26 protein-coding genes are annotated in these 20,748 nt (G+C 59.9%); 9 read left to right on the top strand and 17 right to left on the bottom strand.

Going from position 1 to position 20,748, the window contains the following annotated elements; all coding sequences use genetic code 11:
• Positions 1 to 137: 137 nt before the first annotated feature.
• Positions 138 to 941, top strand: coding sequence for an exodeoxyribonuclease III (locus AB8B33_RS21425; RefSeq protein WP_439016808.1), 804 nt, complete (start codon positions 138 to 140; stop codon positions 939 to 941).
• A gap of 4 nt (positions 942 to 945) precedes the next feature.
• On the opposite strand, the gene AB8B33_RS21420 is transcribed toward AB8B33_RS21425, so the two are convergent.
• Positions 946 to 1,401: a cyclic nucleotide-binding domain-containing protein gene (locus AB8B33_RS21420; protein ID WP_439016807.1), complete on the bottom strand. Its 456-nt coding sequence runs from the start codon at positions 1,399 to 1,401 to the stop codon at positions 946 to 948.
• A gap of 1 nt (position 1,402) precedes the next feature.
• Complete coding sequence (locus tag AB8B33_RS21415) at positions 1,403 to 2,086, bottom strand: response regulator transcription factor (RefSeq protein ID WP_007814583.1); 684 nt, start codon at positions 2,084 to 2,086, stop codon at positions 1,403 to 1,405.
• Between the two features lie 141 nt (positions 2,087 to 2,227).
• Here AB8B33_RS21415 and AB8B33_RS21410 point away from each other — a divergent pair, with 141 nt between their 5' ends.
• Together AB8B33_RS21410 and AB8B33_RS21405 are read left to right on the top strand one after the other, a co-directional pair.
• The gene (locus AB8B33_RS21410) at positions 2,228 to 2,776 is read left to right on the top strand and encodes a L,D-transpeptidase family protein (protein ID WP_439016806.1); all 549 of its coding nucleotides are present in this window, start codon (positions 2,228 to 2,230) and stop codon (positions 2,774 to 2,776) included.
• Positions 2,777 to 2,921: 145 nt separating this feature from the next.
• Positions 2,922 to 3,752, top strand: coding sequence for an aldo/keto reductase (locus AB8B33_RS21405; RefSeq protein WP_439016805.1), 831 nt, complete (start codon positions 2,922 to 2,924; stop codon positions 3,750 to 3,752).
• A gap of 81 nt (positions 3,753 to 3,833) precedes the next feature.
• On the opposite strand, the gene leuC is transcribed toward AB8B33_RS21405, so the two are convergent.
• From leuC to ffh, 9 genes are all read right to left on the bottom strand, one after another.
• The gene (gene leuC, locus AB8B33_RS21400) at positions 3,834 to 5,243 is read right to left on the bottom strand and encodes a 3-isopropylmalate dehydratase large subunit (protein ID WP_113319781.1); all 1,410 of its coding nucleotides are present in this window, start codon (positions 5,241 to 5,243) and stop codon (positions 3,834 to 3,836) included.
• A 244-nt stretch (positions 5,244 to 5,487) separates the two neighbouring features.
• Complete coding sequence (locus AB8B33_RS21395; protein ID WP_439016804.1) at positions 5,488 to 6,306, bottom strand: amino acid ABC transporter permease; 819 nt, start codon at positions 6,304 to 6,306, stop codon at positions 5,488 to 5,490.
• 18 nt (positions 6,307 to 6,324) lie between these two features.
• Entirely contained in the window at positions 6,325 to 7,122 is a 798-nt protein-coding gene (locus tag AB8B33_RS21390) for a basic amino acid ABC transporter substrate-binding protein (RefSeq protein ID WP_113319779.1), read from the bottom strand.
• A gap of 146 nt (positions 7,123 to 7,268) precedes the next feature.
• Positions 7,269 to 7,805, bottom strand: a complete 537-nt coding sequence (gene rplS / locus AB8B33_RS21385; RefSeq protein WP_037070794.1) for a 50S ribosomal protein L19 — start codon at positions 7,803 to 7,805, stop codon at positions 7,269 to 7,271.
• A 199-nt stretch (positions 7,806 to 8,004) separates the two neighbouring features.
• Complete coding sequence (trmD, locus tag AB8B33_RS21380) at positions 8,005 to 8,706, bottom strand: tRNA (guanosine(37)-N1)-methyltransferase TrmD (RefSeq protein ID WP_310385092.1); 702 nt, start codon at positions 8,704 to 8,706, stop codon at positions 8,005 to 8,007.
• A gap of 5 nt (positions 8,707 to 8,711) precedes the next feature.
• Positions 8,712 to 9,281, bottom strand: coding sequence for a ribosome maturation factor RimM (rimM, locus tag AB8B33_RS21375; protein ID WP_113319875.1), 570 nt, complete (start codon positions 9,279 to 9,281; stop codon positions 8,712 to 8,714).
• Between the two features lie 126 nt (positions 9,282 to 9,407).
• Positions 9,408 to 9,776: a 30S ribosomal protein S16 gene (rpsP, locus tag AB8B33_RS21370; protein ID WP_113319777.1), complete on the bottom strand. Its 369-nt coding sequence runs from the start codon at positions 9,774 to 9,776 to the stop codon at positions 9,408 to 9,410.
• Between the two features lie 49 nt (positions 9,777 to 9,825).
• The gene (locus AB8B33_RS21365; protein ID WP_037101839.1) at positions 9,826 to 10,146 is read right to left on the bottom strand and encodes a chorismate mutase; all 321 of its coding nucleotides are present in this window, start codon (positions 10,144 to 10,146) and stop codon (positions 9,826 to 9,828) included.
• A gap of 16 nt (positions 10,147 to 10,162) precedes the next feature.
• A complete protein-coding gene (gene ffh / locus AB8B33_RS21360; RefSeq protein WP_113319776.1) occupies positions 10,163 to 11,746 on the bottom strand; it encodes a signal recognition particle protein in 1,584 nt (527 codons plus the stop codon).
• 501 nt (positions 11,747 to 12,247) lie between these two features.
• Between ffh and AB8B33_RS21355 the strand changes: the two genes are divergently transcribed.
• The 6 genes from AB8B33_RS21355 (at position 12,248) to AB8B33_RS21330 (ending at position 17,673) form a co-directional block, all read left to right on the top strand.
• Positions 12,248 to 12,472 carry a hypothetical protein gene (locus tag AB8B33_RS21355; protein WP_310385081.1) on the top strand — a complete coding sequence of 75 codons (225 nt, stop codon included), beginning with the start codon at positions 12,248 to 12,250 and terminating at the stop codon, positions 12,470 to 12,472.
• A gap of 167 nt (positions 12,473 to 12,639) precedes the next feature.
• Positions 12,640 to 13,542 carry a diaminopimelate epimerase gene (gene dapF, locus AB8B33_RS21350; RefSeq protein WP_439016803.1) on the top strand — a complete coding sequence of 301 codons (903 nt, stop codon included), beginning with the start codon at positions 12,640 to 12,642 and terminating at the stop codon, positions 13,540 to 13,542.
• Entirely contained in the window at positions 13,539 to 14,813 is a 1,275-nt protein-coding gene (gene mtaB / locus AB8B33_RS21345; RefSeq protein WP_439016802.1) for a tRNA (N(6)-L-threonylcarbamoyladenosine(37)-C(2))-methylthiotransferase MtaB, read from the top strand. Before dapF ends, mtaB begins: the two co-directional genes overlap by 4 nt.
• Positions 14,814 to 14,828: 15 nt before the next feature.
• Complete coding sequence (gene ftsY, locus AB8B33_RS21340) at positions 14,829 to 16,385, top strand: signal recognition particle-docking protein FtsY (protein WP_439016801.1); 1,557 nt, start codon at positions 14,829 to 14,831, stop codon at positions 16,383 to 16,385.
• Positions 16,386 to 16,444: 59 nt separating this feature from the next.
• The gene (locus AB8B33_RS21335; protein WP_113319771.1) at positions 16,445 to 17,089 is read left to right on the top strand and encodes a septation protein A; all 645 of its coding nucleotides are present in this window, start codon (positions 16,445 to 16,447) and stop codon (positions 17,087 to 17,089) included.
• Complete coding sequence (locus AB8B33_RS21330) at positions 17,086 to 17,673, top strand: DUF2585 domain-containing protein (RefSeq protein ID WP_439016800.1); 588 nt, start codon at positions 17,086 to 17,088, stop codon at positions 17,671 to 17,673. Before AB8B33_RS21335 ends, AB8B33_RS21330 begins: the two co-directional genes overlap by 4 nt.
• Positions 17,674 to 17,715: 42 nt before the next feature.
• Here the strand turns inward: AB8B33_RS21330 and AB8B33_RS21325 are convergent, their stop codons facing one another.
• Genes AB8B33_RS21325 through AB8B33_RS21300 form a run of 6 tightly spaced genes read right to left on the bottom strand, consistent with a single transcriptional unit; the run spans position 17,716 to position 20,738 of the window.
• Positions 17,716 to 18,324 (bottom strand): DsbE family thiol:disulfide interchange protein, encoded by a 609-nt coding sequence (locus AB8B33_RS21325; RefSeq protein ID WP_439016799.1) that lies wholly within the window; start codon positions 18,322 to 18,324, stop codon positions 17,716 to 17,718.
• On the bottom strand, positions 18,321 to 18,491 hold the full coding sequence (ccmD, locus tag AB8B33_RS21320; protein WP_439016798.1) for a heme exporter protein CcmD: 171 nt from the start codon (positions 18,489 to 18,491) through the stop codon (positions 18,321 to 18,323). The genes AB8B33_RS21325 and ccmD overlap by 4 nt, the downstream gene beginning before the upstream one ends.
• Before the next feature lie 2 nt (positions 18,492 to 18,493).
• Positions 18,494 to 19,255 (bottom strand): heme ABC transporter permease, encoded by a 762-nt coding sequence (locus tag AB8B33_RS21315; protein ID WP_439016797.1) that lies wholly within the window; start codon positions 19,253 to 19,255, stop codon positions 18,494 to 18,496.
• A gap of 48 nt (positions 19,256 to 19,303) precedes the next feature.
• Complete coding sequence (gene ccmB, locus AB8B33_RS21310; protein ID WP_007814552.1) at positions 19,304 to 19,963, bottom strand: heme exporter protein CcmB; 660 nt, start codon at positions 19,961 to 19,963, stop codon at positions 19,304 to 19,306.
• Positions 19,960 to 20,604, bottom strand: a complete 645-nt coding sequence (ccmA, locus tag AB8B33_RS21305) for a heme ABC exporter ATP-binding protein CcmA (RefSeq protein ID WP_439016796.1) — start codon at positions 20,602 to 20,604, stop codon at positions 19,960 to 19,962. Before ccmA ends, ccmB begins: the two co-directional genes overlap by 4 nt.
• Positions 20,556 to 20,738: a hypothetical protein gene (locus AB8B33_RS21300; RefSeq protein WP_439017306.1), complete on the bottom strand. Its 183-nt coding sequence runs from the start codon at positions 20,736 to 20,738 to the stop codon at positions 20,556 to 20,558. Before AB8B33_RS21300 ends, ccmA begins: the two co-directional genes overlap by 49 nt.
• Positions 20,739 to 20,748 lie beyond the last annotated feature (10 nt).

Raw genomic sequence — 20,748 nt, 5'->3', positions numbered from 1 at the left:
TCCGAAAATCGATCCCGATTTTCGGGCCGGTGCTGTAGCGCTTTTCGGTTGATCGCCGACCGCTTTTGCCTGCGGCCGGTTTTCTCGCTGACGCCTTTGCTCTAAAGCCTTTTCAGAGGGATCTGAAAGGGTATGGCATGAGCTTCTCCATCACCACCTGGAATATCAATTCGGTGCGGCTGCGCATGCCGATCGTCGAGCAGCTCGTGCTGAAGCACAGGCCCGATATCCTCTGCCTGCAGGAAACCAAGGTTACGAACGATCTCTTCCCGTTGGCACCCTTGCGCGCCATGGGTTACGAGCACATCATCATCCACGGCCAGAAGGGCTATCACGGCGTTGCCATCGCCTCGCGCCTACCGCTGACCGAGGATCACCGGCAGGATTACTGCAATGTCGGCGATGCGCGCCATATCTCGGCGGTCTTCGAGCGCGGCAACCGGCGCATCCGTCTGCATAATTTCTATGTTCCTGCCGGCGGCGACGAGCCGGACCGGATGATCAATCCGAAATTCGGCCACAAGCTCGATTTCATCGAGGAGATGAAGAACCTCAAGGCGAGCGCCGAGCCGAACACGTCAGCCATTCTCGTCGGCGATCTCAATATCGCGCCGCTGGAACATGATGTCTGGTCGCACAAGCAGCTTTTAAAGATCGTCAGCCATACGCCGGTCGAAACCGACGGGCTGCTCGAGGTGATGAAGCGTGGCGGCTGGCACGATCTCATGCGCCAGCATGTACCTGCCAATGAGAAGCTCTATACGTGGTGGAGCTATCGCGCGAAGGATTGGGAAGCTGCCGACAAGGGCCGGCGCCTCGACCATATCTGGTCCTCGCCCGACCTCGGTCCGCATCTGCAGCGCATTGAGGTGCTGAAGGAAGCACGCGGTTGGGAGCGGCCGTCCGACCATGTGCCGGTGACCGTACATCTCAACCTCTGAAACGTCAGCTGAAACGGTGAAACTGGCTTGCGGCCTGTGCCGCGAGATCGGCAATGCTGTCGCGGATACGGTTTTCCATAATGCGCGCCGCCGAGGGATATTCCTCGATCAGGCGAAGGAACAGCGCCCGCGTAATGCGGATGATGCCGGTATCTTCGCGGGCAATTGCCGTGAACTTGCGCTCCACCAGCGTTATAAGGGCCAGCTCCGAGATCAATGCACCGGCGCCAGCGATGGCTTCGGTTCGCGCCATGCCATCCGAGCCCGTCACGCTAAGTTCGAGGCTGCCGCTCGTGATCACATAGGCGCTTTCGGCGGGCGAGCCCTGACGGAACAGCATCTGCCCGGCCGCAATCACGCGACGGTCTGCGCCGAAGGCAATCAGGCGCAACTGGTCGTCGTTCATGTCCTTGAAGAGCGGAAGCTGCGCCAGCAGATGGATATCGTCGGAAAGAGACATGCTACGGGATGATCTTGTAGCCGCCGTTTTCCGTCACGAGGATCTCGGCGTTGGACGGATCCCGCTCGATCTTCTGGCGCAGACGGTAAACGTGGGTTTCCAGCGTGTGCGTCGTGACGCCGGAATTGTAGCCCCAGACTTCTTCCAGCAACACGTCGCGGGTCACGACCTTTTGTTCGGCGCGGTAGAGGTAGCGGATGATCGCCGCCTCCTTTTCCGTCAGACGGATCTTCTGGCCGTTGTCTGTGGTCAGCAGCTTCTGGCTCGGCTTGAAGAGATAAGGGCCGACAGTGAAAGTGGCATCTTCGCTCTGCTCGTGCTGGCGAAGCTGCACGCGGATGCGAGCCAAAAGCACGGCGAAGCGGAAAGGTTTTGTCACATAGTCGTTGGCGCCGGCCTCAAGGCCAAGGATCGTGTCTGAATCCGTGTCATGACCGGTCAGCATGATGATCGGCGCCTTGAAGCCACCCTTGCGCAGCAGCTTTACCGCCTCGCGGCCGTCCATATCGGGCAGGCCGACGTCCATGATCAGCAGATCGACCGGATTGGAGCGGGCGGCCTGGACGCCCTTGCCCGCGGTCGCTTCCTGCAGGACCGAGAATTCCTCATACAACGACAATTGCTCCGTCAGCGTCTGGCGAAGGTCGTCGTCGTCATCCACCAGAAGAATGGTGCGTGCGGTCATGCGGGTGCGTCCTTGCGTTGGTCAGATACTCCTACGCCAAATTCCACATTTGGCAAGGATTGGCGATCTGCTGCTGTTGCTGCCTAGGGTCTCATATGGTTTCAATCGAAGCCCAAGGCAATTCAAGAACATGCGAGAAAAATGGAAAAAGCAAGGCGAGAGCGAAATGGGCAGCCCTCAACGCTCGTGGTGCGTGCCGCGCCGGGCCAGCCAAACAGAGCTATTGTCTGTTTTGGCCCGCTTACCTTGCCTGCTGCGATCGGCCGTAGCGGCCGAACCGTGATCAAGCGCGAAGGCGACGGGGCAACGCCGATTGCTGCCATGCGGCTGCTCTACGGTTTCCGGCGCGGCGAACGACACGGCCGTCTCCCTACGGCGCTGCCCATCAAGCGCATCCGCTCCGACATGCTGTGGTGCGATCAGCCCGCCGATGCGAATTACAACAGGCTGGTCAAGGCGCCGTTCAAACCGAGCCATGAGGAGATGAAGCGAAAGGACGGGCTTTACGATATCTGCCTGGTGCTCGACTGGAACGTGACCTCTCGGGCGCGCAATCGCGGCTCAGCGATCTTTTTCCATCTGATCCGGCCAGGATACGAGCCGACCGCCGGCTGTGTTGCGATCAGCGCTCGCGACATGCGCCGCATTCTGCCTCACCTCAGAAAGGGAACGATCCTCCGCGTTCTCTGATTGTATTGCGGGCTCTCTGTCCTATATGGACTTTCGACCGGATGCGCGGGCTGCGATGCGTCCAGGGAAAACCGCTTCACGGCTTCAATTCATGCCCCATTCCATTCGTGTCTTGGCCATTCCTTCAAACTTCCGGAGATATATTGTGACCACTCAGCCCATCATTACTTTCCACGACGGACATTCCATTCCCCAGGTGGGTCTCGGCGTCTGGCAGACGCCGCAAGATATCGCGGCTCCGACCGTGCGCACCGCACTGGCCGCCGGCTATCGCCACATCGATACGGCGTCCGGTTATGACAATGAAGAGGGCGTCGGCGAAGGCATCCGCTCCTCCGGCATCGACCGCAAGGATATCTTCGTCACCACGAAACTGCGCAATACCGACCAGGGCTATGACAATGCACTGCGTGCCTTCGAGGTCAGCCTGAAGAAGCTCGGTAGCGATTATATCGATCTCTATCTGATCCACTGGCCGTCGCCGCATCGCGGGCTTTATCGCGAAACCTGGAAGGCTTTCGTGCGCTTGAGGGAAGAGGGTCGTGTCCGCTCCATCGGTGTGTCGAACTTCTATCCGGACCATCTCGACCATATCGTCGGCGATACAGGCGTGGTTCCCGTCATCAACCAGATCGAGCTGCATCCGGACTTTCAGCAGAAGGCGGCGCAGGAGGCGCATAAGAAGCTGAACATCGTCACGGAATCCTGGAGCCCGCTCGGTCAGGGCCGTTTCATTTCCAATCCGGTCATCGGTCAGATTGCTGCCAAGCACGGCAAGACGCCAGCGCAGGTGATCATCCGCTGGCACATCGATACCGGCCTCGTCGTCATTCCGAAGTCGGTGACGCCCTCGCGCATCGAGGAGAACTTGAACGTCTTCGATTTCAAGCTGGATGGCGAAGACATGGCCGTGATCGCCAAGCTCGACAGCGCCGGCGCCCGCATGGGTCCGGATCCGTACACGGCGACGTTCTAAGCGCTGTCTCCTCTGCATCTGCTCAACTAAAAAGCCCGGCGCGAGCGCCGGGCTTTTATCATGTCAGATGTGCGAGAAAGATCAGTTCCACTCGCGGATATCGACGAAGTGGCCGGCAATCGCGGCTGCAGCGGCCATGGCCGGCGAGACGAGATGTGTGCGGCCCTTGAAGCCCTGGCGGCCTTCAAAGTTGCGGTTCGAGGTCGAGGCGCAACGCTCGCCCGGCTTCAGGCGGTCGTCGTTCATGGCGAGACACATGGAGCAGCCCGGCTCACGCCAGTCGAAACCGGCCGCCTTGAAGATCTTGTCGAGGCCTTCGGCTTCCGCCTGTTCCTTCACGAGGCCAGAGCCCGGAACGATCATGGCATCGACGGTCGACGCAACGGTCTTGCCTTCAACAACCTTGGCGACCTCGCGCAGATCCTCGATACGGCCGTTGGTGCAGGAGCCGATGAAGACGCGGTCGAGGGTGATATCGGTCATTTTGGTGCCCGGCTTCAGCCCCATATAGTCGAGCGCGCGCCATTTGGAGGTGCGCTTCGTTTCGTCCTGGATATCGTCAGGGTTCGGTACGATACCCTGCACGGAAATCACGTCCTCGGGTGAGGAACCCCAGGATACGATCGGCGGCAGGTTGGCAGCATCGAGCACGACGACGCGGTCGTAATGAGCACCTTCATCGGTCTGCAGTGTCTTCCAGTAGGCAATCGCCTGTTCCAGCGCCTCGCCCTTCGGCGCACGCGGCTTGCCCTTGATGTATTCGAAGGTCTTTTCGTCAGGGGCGATCAGACCAGCGCGGGCTCCGCCTTCGATCGTCATGTTGCAGATCGTCATGCGACCTTCCATCGACAGCGCGCGGATAGCTTCGCCCGCAAATTCGATGACGTGGCCGGTGCCGCCGGCCGTGCCGATCTCGCCAATGATGGCGAGGATGATGTCCTTGGCGGTTACATGCGGTGGAAGCAGGCCGTCGACCCGCACCAGCATGTTCTTCGCCTTCTTCTGGATCAGCGTCTGGGTCGCCAGGACATGTTCGACCTCGGAGGTGCCGATCCCATGCGCCAGCGCGCCGAAGGCGCCGTGCGTCGAGGTGTGGCTGTCGCCGCAGACAATGGTCATGCCGGGCAAGGTGAAACCCTGTTCCGGACCGACGATGTGAACGATGCCCTGACGCTTGTCGCTTGCCGAGTAATACTCGACGCCGAATTCGGCCGCATTGGTTGCCAACGCTTCGACCTGGATGCGGCTTTCCTCATTCTTGATGCCGAGATGGCGGTCGGGTGAGGTCGGAACGTTATGGTCGACGACGGCAAGCGTCTTTTCAGGCGCGCGAACCTTGCGGTGGGTCATGCGCAGGCCTTCGAAGGCCTGCGGCGAGGTGACTTCATGGACCAGGTGACGGTCGATATAGAGAAGACAGGTGCCGTCAGGCTGTTCATCCACCAGGTGGTCGGCCCAGATCTTGTCGTAAAGGGTACGCGGTGCGCTCATGGCTATAGTCCGTTTTGGCTGGAGCATGGAACTTAAGGATATGGCGGACAGGCTCCGCCGGCCGTCATTCGATCAACGAAGTCGGCTGTTGAGCGCACCGGAAACGGACGCAAAGAAACGCGCCGGCAGGCGATAATGGTCCTGCAGCACGAAAATATGCGCACCGATGCATCTGAACTTGGATTCCATGGCGCTGGATATAGCGATTTTTGATCGAAACGGCAATTCGAATCGTGCGACGGCTCTAGCGTCGCGGCATCTGCTTCATCTTCTTCTCGATCCGCCGCAGGAAGAGCGACAGGCCGATTGTCAGGATCAGGTAGATATAGGTGACGATCGAATAGGTCTCGAAGAAGCGGAAGGAGCCGGAGGCATAGACCTTGCCCATCTGCGTGATGTCGGCGACGCCGAGAACGGAGACGAGGGAGGAATCCTTCACCATCGAGACGAAGTCGTTGGAGAGCGGCGGGAAGACCACCCGGATCGCTTGCGGGAAGACAACGAGCCTGAAACGGCGGTAGCGCGACAGGCCGAGCGACTTGGCCGCCTCGATCTGGCCGATATCGACCGACTGGAAACCGGCGCGAAAGATTTCGGCGATGAAAGAGGAATAGCCGATCATCAGGGCGATGATGGCGCGCCACATCAGCGACAGATCACGCACGAGGATCGGCTCGGCAATACCGGCCTTCACCAGGGGGGTGATCAGGAAATTATAGGCTGCGACAACGCCCGGCGCGCCGACGAAGGCGATATAGAAGAGCAGCACGAGGATTGGAATGCCCCGGATGATCTCGATGTAGAAGCGGGCGACCTGGCGCAGCACGATATTGTCGGAGAGGCCAAGTAGCGCAATGCCCAGACCGAGCACGGTCGCCAGCACAAAGGCGACGAGTGTCACGAAGACGGTAATGCCGGCACCATTCACGACGGTCCGGAAGACCTGCGTGTAAATATCGTTGGTAATGATGACGACGGCGAGAACGACGCCGATCAGAACAAGGACGACCAGCCACCAGGGACGGTCGTCCTTCTCGTGTCGCGGGGATGGTGGTAATGCCATCTGCGATCGCTCGGGGGACTACTGGCCCATCTTGTAGTCGAGGAACCACTTCTTGTTCAGCGCATCAAAGGTGCCGTCCGCCTTCAGGTCGGCAATGGCGGCATTGACGGGAGCGACGAGATCGGAGCCCTTCGGGAAGATGAAGCCGAAATCCTCGGTGCCGAGCGGTTCGCCGACGACCTTCAGCCCGCCATTCGAGGAATCGACATAACCCTTGGCAGCGACACTGTCGGTCAGGACGAGATCGACATCGCCGGTCTTCAGAGCCTGCACGGTTGCGCCGAAGGTTTCGAAGAGTTTGATGCGCGGGTTCTGTTCGTTGCCATCGAGGATTTCATAGACGGCGGTATAGAAAGGCGAAGTGCCGGGCTGGGCGCCGATCAGGCCATCGTTGAAGGCACCGAAGCTCTTGGCGTCGGTGAAGCGCTTCTCATCGCCACGAACAAGCATGAATTGCTGCGAGCGCATATAGGGATCGGAGAAATCAACCTTCTGCTTGCGATCGTCCTTGATGGTGATGCCGGTCATGCCGATGTTGTACTGGCCGTCGGATACGGCCTGGATCATCGCGTCCCAGCTGGTGTTCTGGTATTCGACCTTGAAGTTCAGCCGCTTGGCAATTTCGTTCATCGCGTCATATTCCCAGCCGATCTGCTGACCGGACTTGGGGTCGACGAACTGCAGCGGCGGATAGGCGTTTTCCGTCACCACGACGACAGTCTTGCCGCCAAGGTCCGGCAGGCTGCCGGCGAAAGCTGCGAGCGGCGAAAGCATTGCGGCGGTCAGGCTGGCAAGAACAGTGCGGCGAAAGAACATGGTGTGGCTCCCCAATATTTGAACGGCAGAATTGTCATGGAAGATGCTGATATGGCAAGGCTGCAAGCGCTGCACACTGGCGCAAAAAAGAAAAGGCGGCCCAAAGACCGCCTTTCCCATGCAATGATTTCGCTTTCGCGAGCTGCTTATTCAGCCGAACCTTCAGCAGCGGCTGCAGCTTCTGCGGCGGCCTTTGCTTCAGCGGCTTCTGCTGCTGCCTTTTCGGCGGCGAGAGCCTGAGCTGCTGCAACCTTTTCAGCTTCGATACGTGCCTTTTCCTCGGCAAGGGCCTGACGCTCGGCATCGTTGAGCTTGCGGGCGCGGGTGCCGGTGTTCTCGACGATACGAGCCGACTTACCGCGACGATCGCGCAGGTAATAGAGCTTGGCGCGACGGACCTTACCGCGGCGAACGACTTCGACGCTTTCGATCATCGGGGAGTAGACCGGGAATACGCGCTCGACGCCTTCGCCGTAGGAGATCTTGCGGACCGTGAAGTTTTCCTGCAGACCGCCGCCGGAGCGCGCGATGCAAACGCCTTCGTAGGCCTGAACGCGGGTACGGTTGCCTTCCGTGACCTTCACGTTGACACGGACGGTGTCGCCCGGGGAGAATTCAGGAAGGGTGCGCTTGGCTTCGATCTTGGCGGCCTGTTCGGCCTCAAGCTGCTGAATGATGTTCATCGTCTTAACCTTTGGTTCTTCTGAAACAGCCAGAGCGCTCACACTGTCCTTCGGTCGATGCCTCCGGAGTTTGCCCTTGCGGGCGGGAGCGGATTCGCCATTCTTTGTTTGCTGGCAGACAGGGTTAAACCCCATTTCCGCGTGCGCCATTACACGAAAGACTTCCACCTGTCATCCCTTGGGCGACAAATTTATGAAATCAGCCCGCTTTTTCGGGCTTCTGCGCCCCAATCAGGTCTGGCCGCCGTTCTTTTGTCAGCGAGACGGATTGTTCATGGCGCCACTTCTCGATGGCGCCGTGATTGCCGGAAGTGAGGATCGCAGGTATCTCGCGGCCTTCCCATTCCTGCGGGCGGGTATAATGCGGATGTTCCAGAAGTCCGCCTTCGAAGCTTTCATGCAGGCCGGAGAGGTCATTGCCCATGACGCCCGGAAGGATGCGCACGATCGCGTCGAGCAGGATCAACGCTGCCGGCTCGCCGCCTGACAGTACGTAATCGCCAATCGAGACTTCCTCGAGTTCGCGTGCCTCGATCACACGCTGGTCGACGCCTTCGAACCGGCCGCAGACGATGATCACCCCGTCGCCGACCGCCAGCTGCCGCACGCGCTCCTGCGTCAGCGGTTTGCCGCGCGGGCTCATCAGCAAGCGCGGGCGGTTGTCATTTTCAGAAGCGCTGTCGATGGCCCGGGCGAGTACATCGGGCTTCAGCACCATGCCGGCGCCGCCGCCGGCCGGTGTATCATCGACGGTTCGGTGCTTATCCGCCGCAAAATCGCGGATCTGCACGGTATCGAGCGACCATTGTCCACGCTCTGCCGCCTTGCCGGCGAGCGAAAAATCCAGATGGCCCGGAAACATTTCCGGGTAGAGTGTCAGCACGGTCGCCCGGAAAGCCATGGCGCCTACTTCTTTTTCTTCGGCTTGCCGGGGGCGAGCCCCTTCAGGTCGTCGGGATTGTCGACGAGGCCGGCTGCAAGCGGATCAATGAGCAGCTTGCCGGCTTCAAGGTCGATTTCCAGCACGGAGGCTTCCGAAAAGGGGATCAGCACCGGACGTTTGCCGGGACCTTTGAGCTCCAGAAGATCGCCGGCGCCGAAATCGAAGACCCCGGTCACTGTGCCGTAACTGATGCCCTGATCGTCGAAGGCTTCGAGCCCTTCCAGATCGGCATAGAAGAACTCGTCGTCCTCCAGTTCCTCATCCGACAGATTGTCGCGTTCGATATAGAGTTCCAGGCCGTTCAACGCCTCGGCGGCGTTGCGGTCGTTGACGCCGCGGAAGCGGACGACGACGATGTTCTTCATTTCGCGCAATTCGAGAACTTCGAAAACGCGTCCATCCATGCTGTGCAGGTGGCCATAGTCGCCGAGCGCGGTCGGATCGGCCGTATAGGCCTTTACGCGCACCTCGCCGCGAATGCCCTGCGCGCCGCCGATGGTTGCCATCAGCACCGGATTTTCAAGCTTGGTCATGGGTTCCTTCATTCGAACGCAGGCAAGAAGCTGAGATCACGCTTCTCATAAACGAAGTGCGTGGGAATGGAAACGAAAACGGGCGGCATGTCGCCATGCCGCCCGTCCGGATTGGGTCGAAACCTATTATTCGGCGGAAGCAGCAGCTTCAGCGGCGTCAGCAGCCTTCTGAGCCTTTTCGGCAGCGCGCTCCTGAGCCTTCTTGCCCGGCTTTGCCTTTTCCGGGTTGTTGCGGGTTTCGCGCTTGGAGATGCCGGCTTCATCGAGGAAGCGCAGGACGCGGTCGGTCGGCAGCGCGCCCTGGTCGAGCCAGTGCTTGATGCGCTCGCCGTTCAGCTGAACGCGCTTTTCGTCGTCCTTGGCGAGCATCGGGTTCCAGGAACCGAGGCTCTCGAGGAAGCGGCCGTCACGCGGGCTGCGGGCATCGGCGAGAACGACGTGGTAGTACGGGCGCTTCTTGGAACCACCGCGTGCGAGACGAATTTTCAGTGCCATATTCTTTACTCCTTAGGCTTTTCTTGAACCGCTTCGTTGAGCGGCATGGTTATCGGGCTGCGGCGCTCTGTTCAGCGTGGTCCGCAGCGATCTGCTCATGATGCCGGATGACTTCCTTGATGACGAAGTTCAGGAACTTCTCGGCGAAATCCGGGTCCAGATGCGCATCTTCGGCAAGCTGACGAAGACGAGCGATCTGGTATTCCTCGCGCGCCGGATCCGCCGGCGGCAACTTGTACTTAGCCTTCAGCACGCCGACCTCTTTGGTGCAGCGAAAGCGTTCGGCCAGAATGTGGACGAGCGCCGCGTCGATATTGTCGATCGACTGGCGGTAGCTCGAAAGCTGGGCTTTGACGTCTGGATCAATCATGGGGCAGGCGATCCTTTCACTTCTTCTTGGGCAATCCGGGCAGGCCCGGGAAACCACCACCGAGGCCCGGCAGCTTTGCGCCGCCAAGACCGGGCAATCCGCCCGGCAAGCCTCCGCCTAGACCGGGCATACCCCCACCCGGCTTTCCGAGACCCGCGGCTTCCGCCTGCTTCTGTAGCGCTTCAAGCTGCTTCGGGTCGATATTCGAGAGATCAGGCATGCCGCCCATGCCGCCGAGGCCCCCCAGCCCCATTTTGCCGGCAAGGCCGCCCATCATCTGCTTCATCATGCCGCCTTTGCCCTTGCCGCCCATCATCTTCATCATGTCGGCCATCTGCCGATGCATCTTCAGAAGCTTGTTGATGGCGGCCGCATCCGTGCCGGAGCCGGCGGCGATGCGCTTCTTGCGCGAATGCTTGAGCAGGTCGGGATTGGCGCGCTCGGCCTTGGTCATCGACTGGATGATGGCGATCTGGCGGCCGAACAGCTTGTCGTCCAAGCCGGCGGCGGCCATCTTGTCCTTCATGCCGGCCATACCGGGCATCAGGCCCATGATGCCGCCCATGCCGCCCATCTTCTGCATCTGACGCAGCTGGTCGGCGAGGTCGTTCAGGTCAAACTTGCCCTTGGCCATCTTGGCGGCCATGGCAGCCGCCTTTTCGGCGTCGATGTTTTCAGCCGCCTTCTCGACGAGCGAGATGATATCGCCCATGCCGAGGATACGGTCAGCGATACGACGGGGATGGAATTCCTCCAGTTCGCCCATTCGTTCGCCGACGCCGATCAGTTTGATCGGCTTGCCGGTGACGGCGCGCATGGAAAGGGCCGCACCGCCGCGTCCATCGCCATCCATGCGGGTCAGTACGAGGCCGGTGATGCCGACACGTTCATCGAAGTTGCGGGCAAGGTTGACGGCGTCCTGGCCGGTCAGGCTATCGGCGACCAGCAGGATTTCGTGCGGGTTCGACTTCTTCTTGATGTCGGCCATTTCGACCATCAAGGGTTCGTCGATATGGGTACGGCCGGCGGTGTCGAGAATGACGACGTCATGGCCGCCGAGCTTGGCGGCCTGAACGGCGCGGGCGGCGATATCGGTCGGAGACTGGCCGGCAATAACAGGCAGGGTGTCGATGTTTGCCTGAGCGCCGAGTTGGCGAAGCTGCTCTTGCGCTGCCGGACGGCGCGTGTCGAGCGATGCCATCAGCACCTTCTTCTTCTCGCGCGTCGTCAGGCGATTGGCGATCTTTGCCGTCGTCGTCGTCTTACCGGAGCCCTGCAGGCCGACCATCATGATGACGACTGGGGCGGCTGCATGAAGGTCGACACCGACACCCTCGCCGCCGAGCATTTCGATGAGCTCGTCATGGACGATCTTGACGACCATCTGGCCGGGCTTGATCGACTTCAGGATCTCGGCGCCAACGGCCTTTTCACGCACGCGGTCGGTAAAGGAGCGGACCACCTCCAGCGAAACGTCGGCTTCCAGAAGCGCACGGCGAACCTCCCGCAGCGCTGCGGAAACATCACTTTCCGAAAGCGCGCCACGGCCTGTCAGTCCATTCAGGATGGAACCAAGACGGTCCTGGAGGTTCTCAAACATCGGCTCTTCCTTGATACGTTTCGGGGAGTTTTTGGATGCCCTGGAACGTCGTGCTTTTCCTTGACGAAAACAAGACGCAAAGCCAAAAAGCACCCGAGGGCGCAGCGCGCTGTCGGGTGTTGACCTCCGGAATCCAGTCCCGGTCGGCGGCTCGGAGTCTGTTACTCGTCGCAGATTTGGCGCGATAAACAGGAAAGCCGCGGGAAAGTCAAGGCGAATGCGTTCAACGACGTCGTGGCGGACTTTTCTGAAGTCGTGTGGTCTGAAGTCGTACGGCAGGAGCGGTGCGTGGATATTCCGCTATGCAGCCGGTCGCGGCAACGGAAGTACATATTTGTATATACTAACATATCCGCTTTAAAATTCACCCATATTTAGTTGAATATTTTGATCGGCAAGCCGAATTCGCGCTGAATGCCAGTTGCAAAATATTCAGCTTCTGATTCTACTTTCTACTTAAGTAAATTCTGTAAAATGATTCGTGAATATCCTTGATGCCGAATGAATCGGCGGAGATATCAAATGATAAACCCAGATATAGAAAGCTGGGCGTTGGCGCGCGCCCATAATATAGTTCTGCGGGAAGGCCTGAATTTGGCGAAGGCGGCACAAGACCTGGATCGCAAGCGGTCCCGCTTGCTGGTCTACGAGCTCAGAAAGGTGATTACCGCTGCTATCGTCGAAGCCCACGCGGCGTCTCTCAATCCCGAGGGCACGGTGCGATAGATCTGGATTTTGCGCGATTCCAAAGGCTGACTGTGCCGTACCCGTTCTGATTTGCGGGGCCTGGCTTTTATGCGTAAGAAAGAGGGCGAACCTCGCTTGGCGCTCACCCACTGGTAATCCCCGAGCATTTCCGCCATATACAGCCAAAACGCAGCGGAAATAGTCAGATGAGTAACACGGTCGAATTCGCGAAGATGAACGGGCTTGGCAACAAGATCCTGGTTGTCGACATGCGTGGGCGGACCGACAAGGTGACGCCGCAGGCGGCGATCGCGCTTAATGCCGATTCTGAGACGCAATTCGATCAGATCATGGCGATCCATGATCCGAAGGTCCAGGGAACCGACGCATATATCGACATCCTCAATTCCGATGGCTCGAAGGCGCAGGCCTGCGGCAATGGTACGCGTTGCGTCGTGCAGGCGCTGGCCGCCGAGACCGGCAAGAAGGCCTTCACCTTCCAGACGGTCGCCGGCATCCTGAACGCAGTCGAGCATGAGGATGGCACGATCTCCGTCGACATGGGCCGGCCGGTTTTCGAATGGAATCGTATTCCACTCGCAGAAGAATTTCACGATACGAGCCGCATCGAGCTGCAGATCGGGCCGATCGACAATCCGGTGCTGCATTCGCCTTCGGCCATGTCGATGGGTAATCCGCATGCGATCTTCTGGGTCGACCGCGATCCGATGAGCTTCGATCTCGAACGTTTCGGGCCGCTGCTCGAAAACCATCCGATGTTCCCGGAAAAGGCCAATATCACGCTGGCGCAGGTCATCTCGGATTCGGCGCTGCGGACACGCACCTGGGAGCGCGGCGCCGGCCTGACGCTTGCCTGCGGTTCTGCCGCCTGCGCCTCTGCCGTCAGTGCTGCGCGCACCGGCCGCACCGGCCGCAAGGTGACGATCGACGTCGCCTCCAGCCCGATCCGCCAGCCGCTGGTCATCGACTGGCGCGAGGATGACCATGTTGTCATGACCGGCCCTGCCGAATGGGAATGGTCCGGTGCGCTCGATCCTTCGACCGGCACATGGTCTCGCGATGCCGAACGTGGGGCGGAAGCGCGGTGAGCGGCGTCGAGGTCATTACCTTCGGCTGCCGTCTCAATACCTATGAATCCGAAGTCATGAGATCGCAGGCGGAAGCGGCCGGGCTCAACAATGCCATTCTGGTCAATACCTGCGCCGTGACCGGCGAGGCCGTTCGCCAGGCCCGGCAGGCGATCCGCCGCGCGCGCCGCGACAATCCGCATGCCCGCATCATCGTCACTGGCTGTGCCGCCCAGACTGAAAAGCAGACCTTCGCGGAAATGGCCGAGGTTGATGCCGTGCTCGGCAATGAGGAGAAGCTGAAGGCTGCCTCTTATCGCGCGCTTCCGGATTTCGGCGTTTCGGCGGAAGAGAAGCTTCGTGTCAACGATATCATGAGTGTGCGCCACACCGCGCCACAGATGGTCAAGCATATTGACGGCCACGTGCGCGCCTTCATCCAGGTGCAGAACGGCTGCGACCATCGCTGCACATTCTGCATTATCCCCTATGGCCGCGGCAATTCGCGTTCGGTGCCGATGGGGGCCGTGGTCGATCAGGCCCGCAATCTCGTTGACAGCGGCTATCGCGAAATCGTTCTGACCGGCGTCGATGCTACGAGCTATGGCGCAGATCTTCCCGGCGAGCCGACGCTTGGTCTGCTCGCAAAGGCACTTCTCAAGCAGGTGCCTGACATACGCAGGCTGCGGCTATCGTCGATCGATAGTATCGAGGCCGATCGCCATCTCATGGACCTCATCGCGGGCGAACCGCGTTTCATGCCGCATCTGCATCTTTCCCTGCAGCACGGCGATGACATGATCCTCAAGCGCATGAAACGCCGCCATCTGCGTGCCGATGCTCTGCGTTTCATCGAAGACGTGCGCCGGCTGCGGCCGGAGATAAGTTTTGGCGCAGACATGATCGCCGGCTTCCCGACGGAGACCGAGGAGATGTTCGAGAACGCGGCGCGCCTCGCCGAAGAAGCCGACATCGCGCATCTGCACGTCTTCCCCTACAGCCCGCGGCCCGGCACGCCTGCCGCGCGCATGCCGCAGCTCGATCGCTCGCTCATCAAGGATCGCGCCGCTCGCCTCCGCGCCACTGGACAGATGCTGCACCAGCGCCATCTGGACAAGATGGTCGGAACGCGGCAATGGCTGCTGGTGGAAAATAATGGTCTTGCCCATACGGAAAACTTCACGCTTGTCACTGTCCTCGGTCTTCGCCCGCGCGATATCGTCGAAGCGACGATATCAGGCCACAACGGCAAGCATCTCCACATGCAATTGACGGCTGCCGCGGCGGCCTGACTTCACGGACAGCTCATGGCGCTCAGTTTCATCAAAAAGGTCTTCACCTTCGGCAAGCCGGCGGAAGAGCCTGTGCCGGAGGCAGTTGAAAGGGAGCTGGAGCCGCGCTCGCGCGACGAAGATCTGCCAGTTGCTGACGATCCAGTTCTTGCCGAGGAGATGGACACGGCTGGCGGACCTGCGGCCGATCTCGATGAAGCTGTAGCGGAACAGGAGCCTATTGAAGGCGAGCCGGAATTGCTCCCGATCGCCGATGATCTGAGCGATATGGGTGTCGTGCCCTTGTCGCTACTGGAAGCCGAAGCGGAAGCGGCTGCAGATGACGTCGCGGTGGCGCCCCCCTCTGTCGCTTCGGGACATCTCCCCCACAAGGGGAAAGATCATTTGGAGGATGCTGCTGCCGTAAGAGCGGAAGGCAGGGTCGAGCCAACTGAGACATTTCCAGAAGAGATTCCGACTCGCGACGCCCTGGAAATTTCGGCTGAGCTAGAGCAGGATTCTCGTTCCATGCCGATCTCCCCTCTTGGGGAAATGTCCGACAGGACAGAGGAGGGTGCCACCTCCGACAGATCGGCACCGAACCCCATCCTTCCCAAAGGCTTCGCTACCGGACCGGCCGCTGAACCGGAACCGGTAGCCGCGCCGCAGCCGAGACTCTCCTGGTTCCAGCGCCTGCGCAATGGTCTGGCGCGCACCTCCTCGCAGCTTACTGGCCAGATCACCGCACTCTTCACCAAGCGCAAGCTTGACGACGAGACGCTTCAGGATCTCGAAGACCTGCTCATCCAGGCCGACCTCGGCGTCGAGACAGCTATGCGGGTGACCGATACGCTCGCTTCGGAGCGTTACGGCAAGGATGTGACCGGCGAAGATGTCAGCCGTATCATGGCGAACGAAATCGCTAAGGTGCTGAAGCCGGTCGCCAAGCCGCTGCAGCTCGATCTTTCGCACAAGCCGCATGTGATCCTCGTTGTCGGCGTCAACGGCACCGGCAAGACGACGACGATCGGTAAGCTTGCGGCGAAGCTATCTGGCTCCGGCCTGAAGGTGATGCTGGCGGCCGGCGATACGTTCCGTGCTGCGGCCATCGAGCAGCTGAAGATCTGGGCCGATCGCACCAAGTCCGAATTCATCGGCACCAAGCTCGGCGCGGATGCGGCAGGCCTTGCCTATGACGCTTTTGAGCAGGCGAGGGCTAGGAAATGCGATGTGCTGATCATTGATACGGCTGGCCGCCTGCAAAACAAGGCGGAGCTGATGGCCGAGCTCGAGAAGATCGTGCGCGTGCTCGGCAAGCTCGACCCAGATGCGCCGCACACCGTTCTCCAGACGCTCGATGCGACGACGGGCCAGAACGCGCTCAATCAGGTGGAAATCTTCCGCAATGTCGCCGGCGTCAGCGGGCTGATCATGACCAAGCTTGACGGCACGGCGCGCGGCGGCATTCTGGTAGCGATCTCCGCCAAGCATAAGCTGCCAGTCTATTTCATCGGTGTCGGGGAAGGGGTCGACGATCTCGAACCGTTCGAGGCAGAGGATTTTGCGCAGGCCATTGCCGGCATTGGCCAATGATGCCACAGATTAGCCGTTGATGGCTTGCATGCATTGCAAAAAAGCAGGTTTGAAGAAGCATGACGACTGAAAGCGATATTACTCCCAGCGCCGCAGACCGGCATCATCCGCTTCTGAAACTGGCCCTGGAACTCGGACCGCTTATGGTCTTTTTCTTTGCCAATCTGCGTGGTGAATGGCTTGTCGCGCGTTTTCCGGCATTGGCCGAACTCGGCGGTCCGCTCTTCGTGGCGACCGGGCTGTTCATGGGCGCAACTATTCTCTCGCTGGTGGTTTCCAAGATCATGCTCGGCCATCTGCCGATCATGCCCTTCGTTTCGGGCATCGTCGTGTTGATCTTCGGTTCTCTGTCGATCTGGCTGCAGAACGAAACCTTCATCAAGATGAAGCCGACGATCGTCAATGCGCTCTTCGGTTTTGCCCTGCTTGGCGGCCTCGCCTTCGGCAAGTCGCTGCTCGGCTATGTCTTCAACGCCGCCTTCCAGCTCGATGCCGAAGGCTGGCGCAAGCTGACGATCCGCTGGGGTATCTTCTTCCTGTTTCTTGCGGTGCTGAACGAAGTCGTCTGGCGTAATTTCTCGGATAATTTCTGGATTACCTTCAAGGTCTGGGGCACGATGCCGATCACCATCATCTTCACCATGGCGCAGATGCCGCTGGTGCTGAAGCACAGCATTTCCACCGAGGCTGAAAGCGAGAAGTGACTGTTATCGAGGGCACCGACCGGTCACGGCATCAGATCTTCTGGTTTTCCGCCTGCCTTGCGGTGCTGGTCGCGCAGATCGTTGCCGAATATCTGATGGGCCGGGTGCCGATCTGCACTTGCGGCTATGTCAAGCTGTGGGAAGGCACGGTCAATTCCAGCGGCAATTCCCAGCACCTGTCCGACTGGTACACGCCGTCGCATATCATTCACGGTTTCCTGTTCTACGGGCTGGCGCATCTCGTGCTACGCGGCAAGCCGTTTGCGGCGCGCCTGCTCCTGGCTGTTCTCATCGAATCCGGCTGGGAGCTTCTGGAAAATTCGCCTCTGATCATCGACCGCTACCGCACGGCGACGATCTCGCTCGACTATTACGGCGACAGCATCATCAATTCGGCCATGGACACGATCTTCATGGCCATCGGCTTCTTCTTCGCCTCGAGAGCGCCTGTGGCGCTGACCGTTGCCATTGCCATCTTCTTCGAGATTTTCACCGGTTATATGATCCGGGACAATCTGACGCTGAATGTGCTGATGCTGATCTGGCCGGTCGAAGCGATCAAGGTCTGGCAGGGCGGTGTTTAGAGGCTTTCCTGGTCAGAATTCTGCAATCTCACCAGGAAGACTCTAGGAAAGCGGCTTGCCTAGTGCCTTTTCCATTGCTGGAAAAAGACCTTCCTTCAGGCTGATATCGTCGAAGGGGCCGACACGCTTGTAGATGATCGTGCCATCGGGCGCGACAAGATAGCTTTCCGGAATGCCGTAGACGCCCCAGTCGATCGCCGCCTTGCCGTTCGGGTCGACGCCGATGGCGTGGTAGGGATTGCCGAGTTCACCGAGGAAACGCAAGGCGTTCTCGTTCTTGTCCTTGTAGTTGATCGCGACGATATTCAGCCGCCCATCCTCGGCAAGCTGCTTGAGAAGGGGATGTTCATCGCGGCAGGGAATGCACCAGGAGGCGAAGACGTTGACGAGGGTGAGCTTGCCCTTGACCGCTTCATCCGTCAGCGCCGGCAGATTGGAGCCTTCGAGCGGCGGCAGGTTCAGCGACGGCGCCTTGGTGCCGATTAAAGCCGAGGGAATTTCGGCGATATTCTTGCCATGAAAATCCTGGTCGTAGAGCATTTTGGCTGCCGTTGCCGCGATGCCGCCGAAGACGAGCAGCGGGATCAGGGCAAGCGCATAGCGACTGACGCTGCGGCTTTTCGGCCTATTCTCTTGCGGAGCCGCGGTCATTCGTCGTCCTTCGGTCTGGCGGACCGGCGACGGATACCGGCGGCTTCAAGCGCTGCCAATTCCTTCTGGCGTGCACGCCCGTCAGTCCAGGTCCAGAGCGTCACTGCGATCGTCACAATAGCGGCAAAGCCATAGGAGCCGTAGACGTAGAAGGCGTAGGAGCCCATCGTCAGTCCTCCCGGCTTGCCATGCGGGCGGCCATGCGGCGCTGGGAGGCGATGCGGCGGCGCCAGATCTCGTTTCTCATCGCCATCAGATGCAGCGTGAAGAAGAGCAGGGTGAAGGCGATCGCCATGATCAGCAGCGGGCGCAGGAATTCCGGATCGATCGCCGGTCCATCGAGGCGCAGGACGCTTGCAGACTGATGCAGCGTGTTCCACCAGTCGACCGAAAACTTGATGATCGGAATATTGACGAAGCCGACGAGAATGAGGACGGCGGTGACGCGCGCAGCCTTCGAGGGCTCATCCATGGCGCGGTTCAGCGCTATCAGGCCGAGATACATCAGGAAGAGGATGAAGACGGAGGTCAGCCGCGCATCCCAGACCCACCATGTGCCCCACATGGGCTTGCCCCAGAGTGAGCCGGTGACGAGTGCAAGGAGCGTGAAGGCAGCGCCGAGCGGAGCTGCGGCCTTGGCCGAAACATCCGCCAGCGGATGGCGCCAGACGAGCGTGCCGATCGCCGAAATGCTCATGATCGTATAGCACATCATGGAGAGCCAGGCGGAAGGTACATGCACGTACATGATGCGTACCGTCTCGCCCTGCTGATAGTCGCCCTCGGTCGAGAAGCTCAGATAGAGCCCGGTGATAAAACAGAGGGCCGTGATGCCGGCCAGCCATGGAATGACGCGCGATGCCAGCGCCAGAAACCGCGTCGGGTTGGCGAGATCGCTGAATTTGCTGATGGCAAGGCTCGTTTCGCTCATATCCGCTTCCTTACCTTGATCCGCCGGGAGCCGCAATCGAAGCGCCGATCAATCCGCCGTGTTTCTGAGCGCAAGGGCTGCCGCTGCCGGACCGATGACGGCGAAGAAGAGCGTCAGGGCGATGAGGATCAGAAACGGCGGCAGGAAGGGCGACGGTCCCACAACCGCGGCATATGTAGCGCTGACGCCAAAGATCAGCACGGGGATCGTCAGCGGCAGGATCAGTACCGAGACCAGCAGGCCGCCGCGAGGTAGCGCGACGGCAACGGCTGCGCCGACAGCGCCAATGAAGGTGATTGCCGGCGAGCCGACAAGGAGCGTGAGCATGGTCGCGCCGATCGCCGTTTCGTTCATGTTCATGAAGAGGCCGAGCAATGGGGAGGCGATGACGAGCGGCAGGCTTGTCGCCGTCCAGTGTGCGGCGCATTTGATGAGCACGGTCAGCACCAGCGGCGTTTCCTGCATCAGCATCAAATCGAGCGAACCGTCGTCACGCTCCGCCTGGAACAAGCGGTCGAGCCCGAGCAGGGCAGCGAGCAGCGCACCGATCCAGACAATGGCCGGGCCGATGCGGGAGAGAAGTGCAAGATCAGGCCCGACGCCGAACGGGATGACGGCGACGATCGTCAGGAAGAACAGAATGCCGATCAGGGCACCGCCGCCGGCGCGGATGGAGAGTCTCAGGTCACGCAGGAAGAGGGCGGTCATCCCCACACTCCCTGGTCCACCCCGGCAAAACCGGTCATTTTCAATTCCTTAGTCCCTTCCAGCCCAAGAGGTTGATGCGTCGCGGCGACGACAATTCCGCCTTCCCTGCGATGCGCTTCAATCAATTCCGTGAACAACCGGTCTGCACTTGCATCCAGCGCCGCAGTCGGCTCGTCCAGGATCCAGATCGGGCGATGCGCGACCAGAAGCTTGGCGAAGGCGAAGCGGCGTTGCTGGCCGGCCGAGAGGTAGCCGAAGGGCAGGTGGGTAATGCCGGGCAGGCCGACGGCTTCGGCGGCTTCCTCGATGCTCATGCTGGCGGCTTTGCCGGGTCCAAGGAAGGATCTCCAGAAATCCAGATTCTCTGCAACCGTAAGTTCTGTCTTCATGGCGTTACGATGGCCAAGGTAGTGGCTCGCTTCCGCTGCCGGACGCCTCTCGGCACCGACCGAATCAGCGACTGTAACGGAGCCTTTTTCCGGCCTCAAAAGACCGGCGATAACGCGCAATAAAGTGGACTTTCCCGATCCGTTTTTACCCGTCAGAATCAGCGCTTCGCCAGCCTGCAAGTGAAAGGAAACGTTAACGAAAATCAGATCCTCACCGCGCCGGGCTGCCAGATTTTCAGCGGTGAGATGCATGCATCGGCTCTTTCTTCATTGGCACCATCGGCAAGCTCAAAAAATGTCCGATTTTGACCTTTGTCGCTATGGCAAGTCTCTACGAAATTATCTATAAGACCTGCAACCACGCCAGCGGTCGGCGTGAATTTCATCCTTGCGCCG

The organism is Rhizobium sp. 768_B6_N1_8 (assembly GCF_051811225.1).
Taxonomy (GTDB): domain Bacteria; phylum Pseudomonadota; class Alphaproteobacteria; order Rhizobiales; family Rhizobiaceae; genus Rhizobium.
This window is presented reverse-complemented; position numbering and strand designations above follow the sequence as displayed.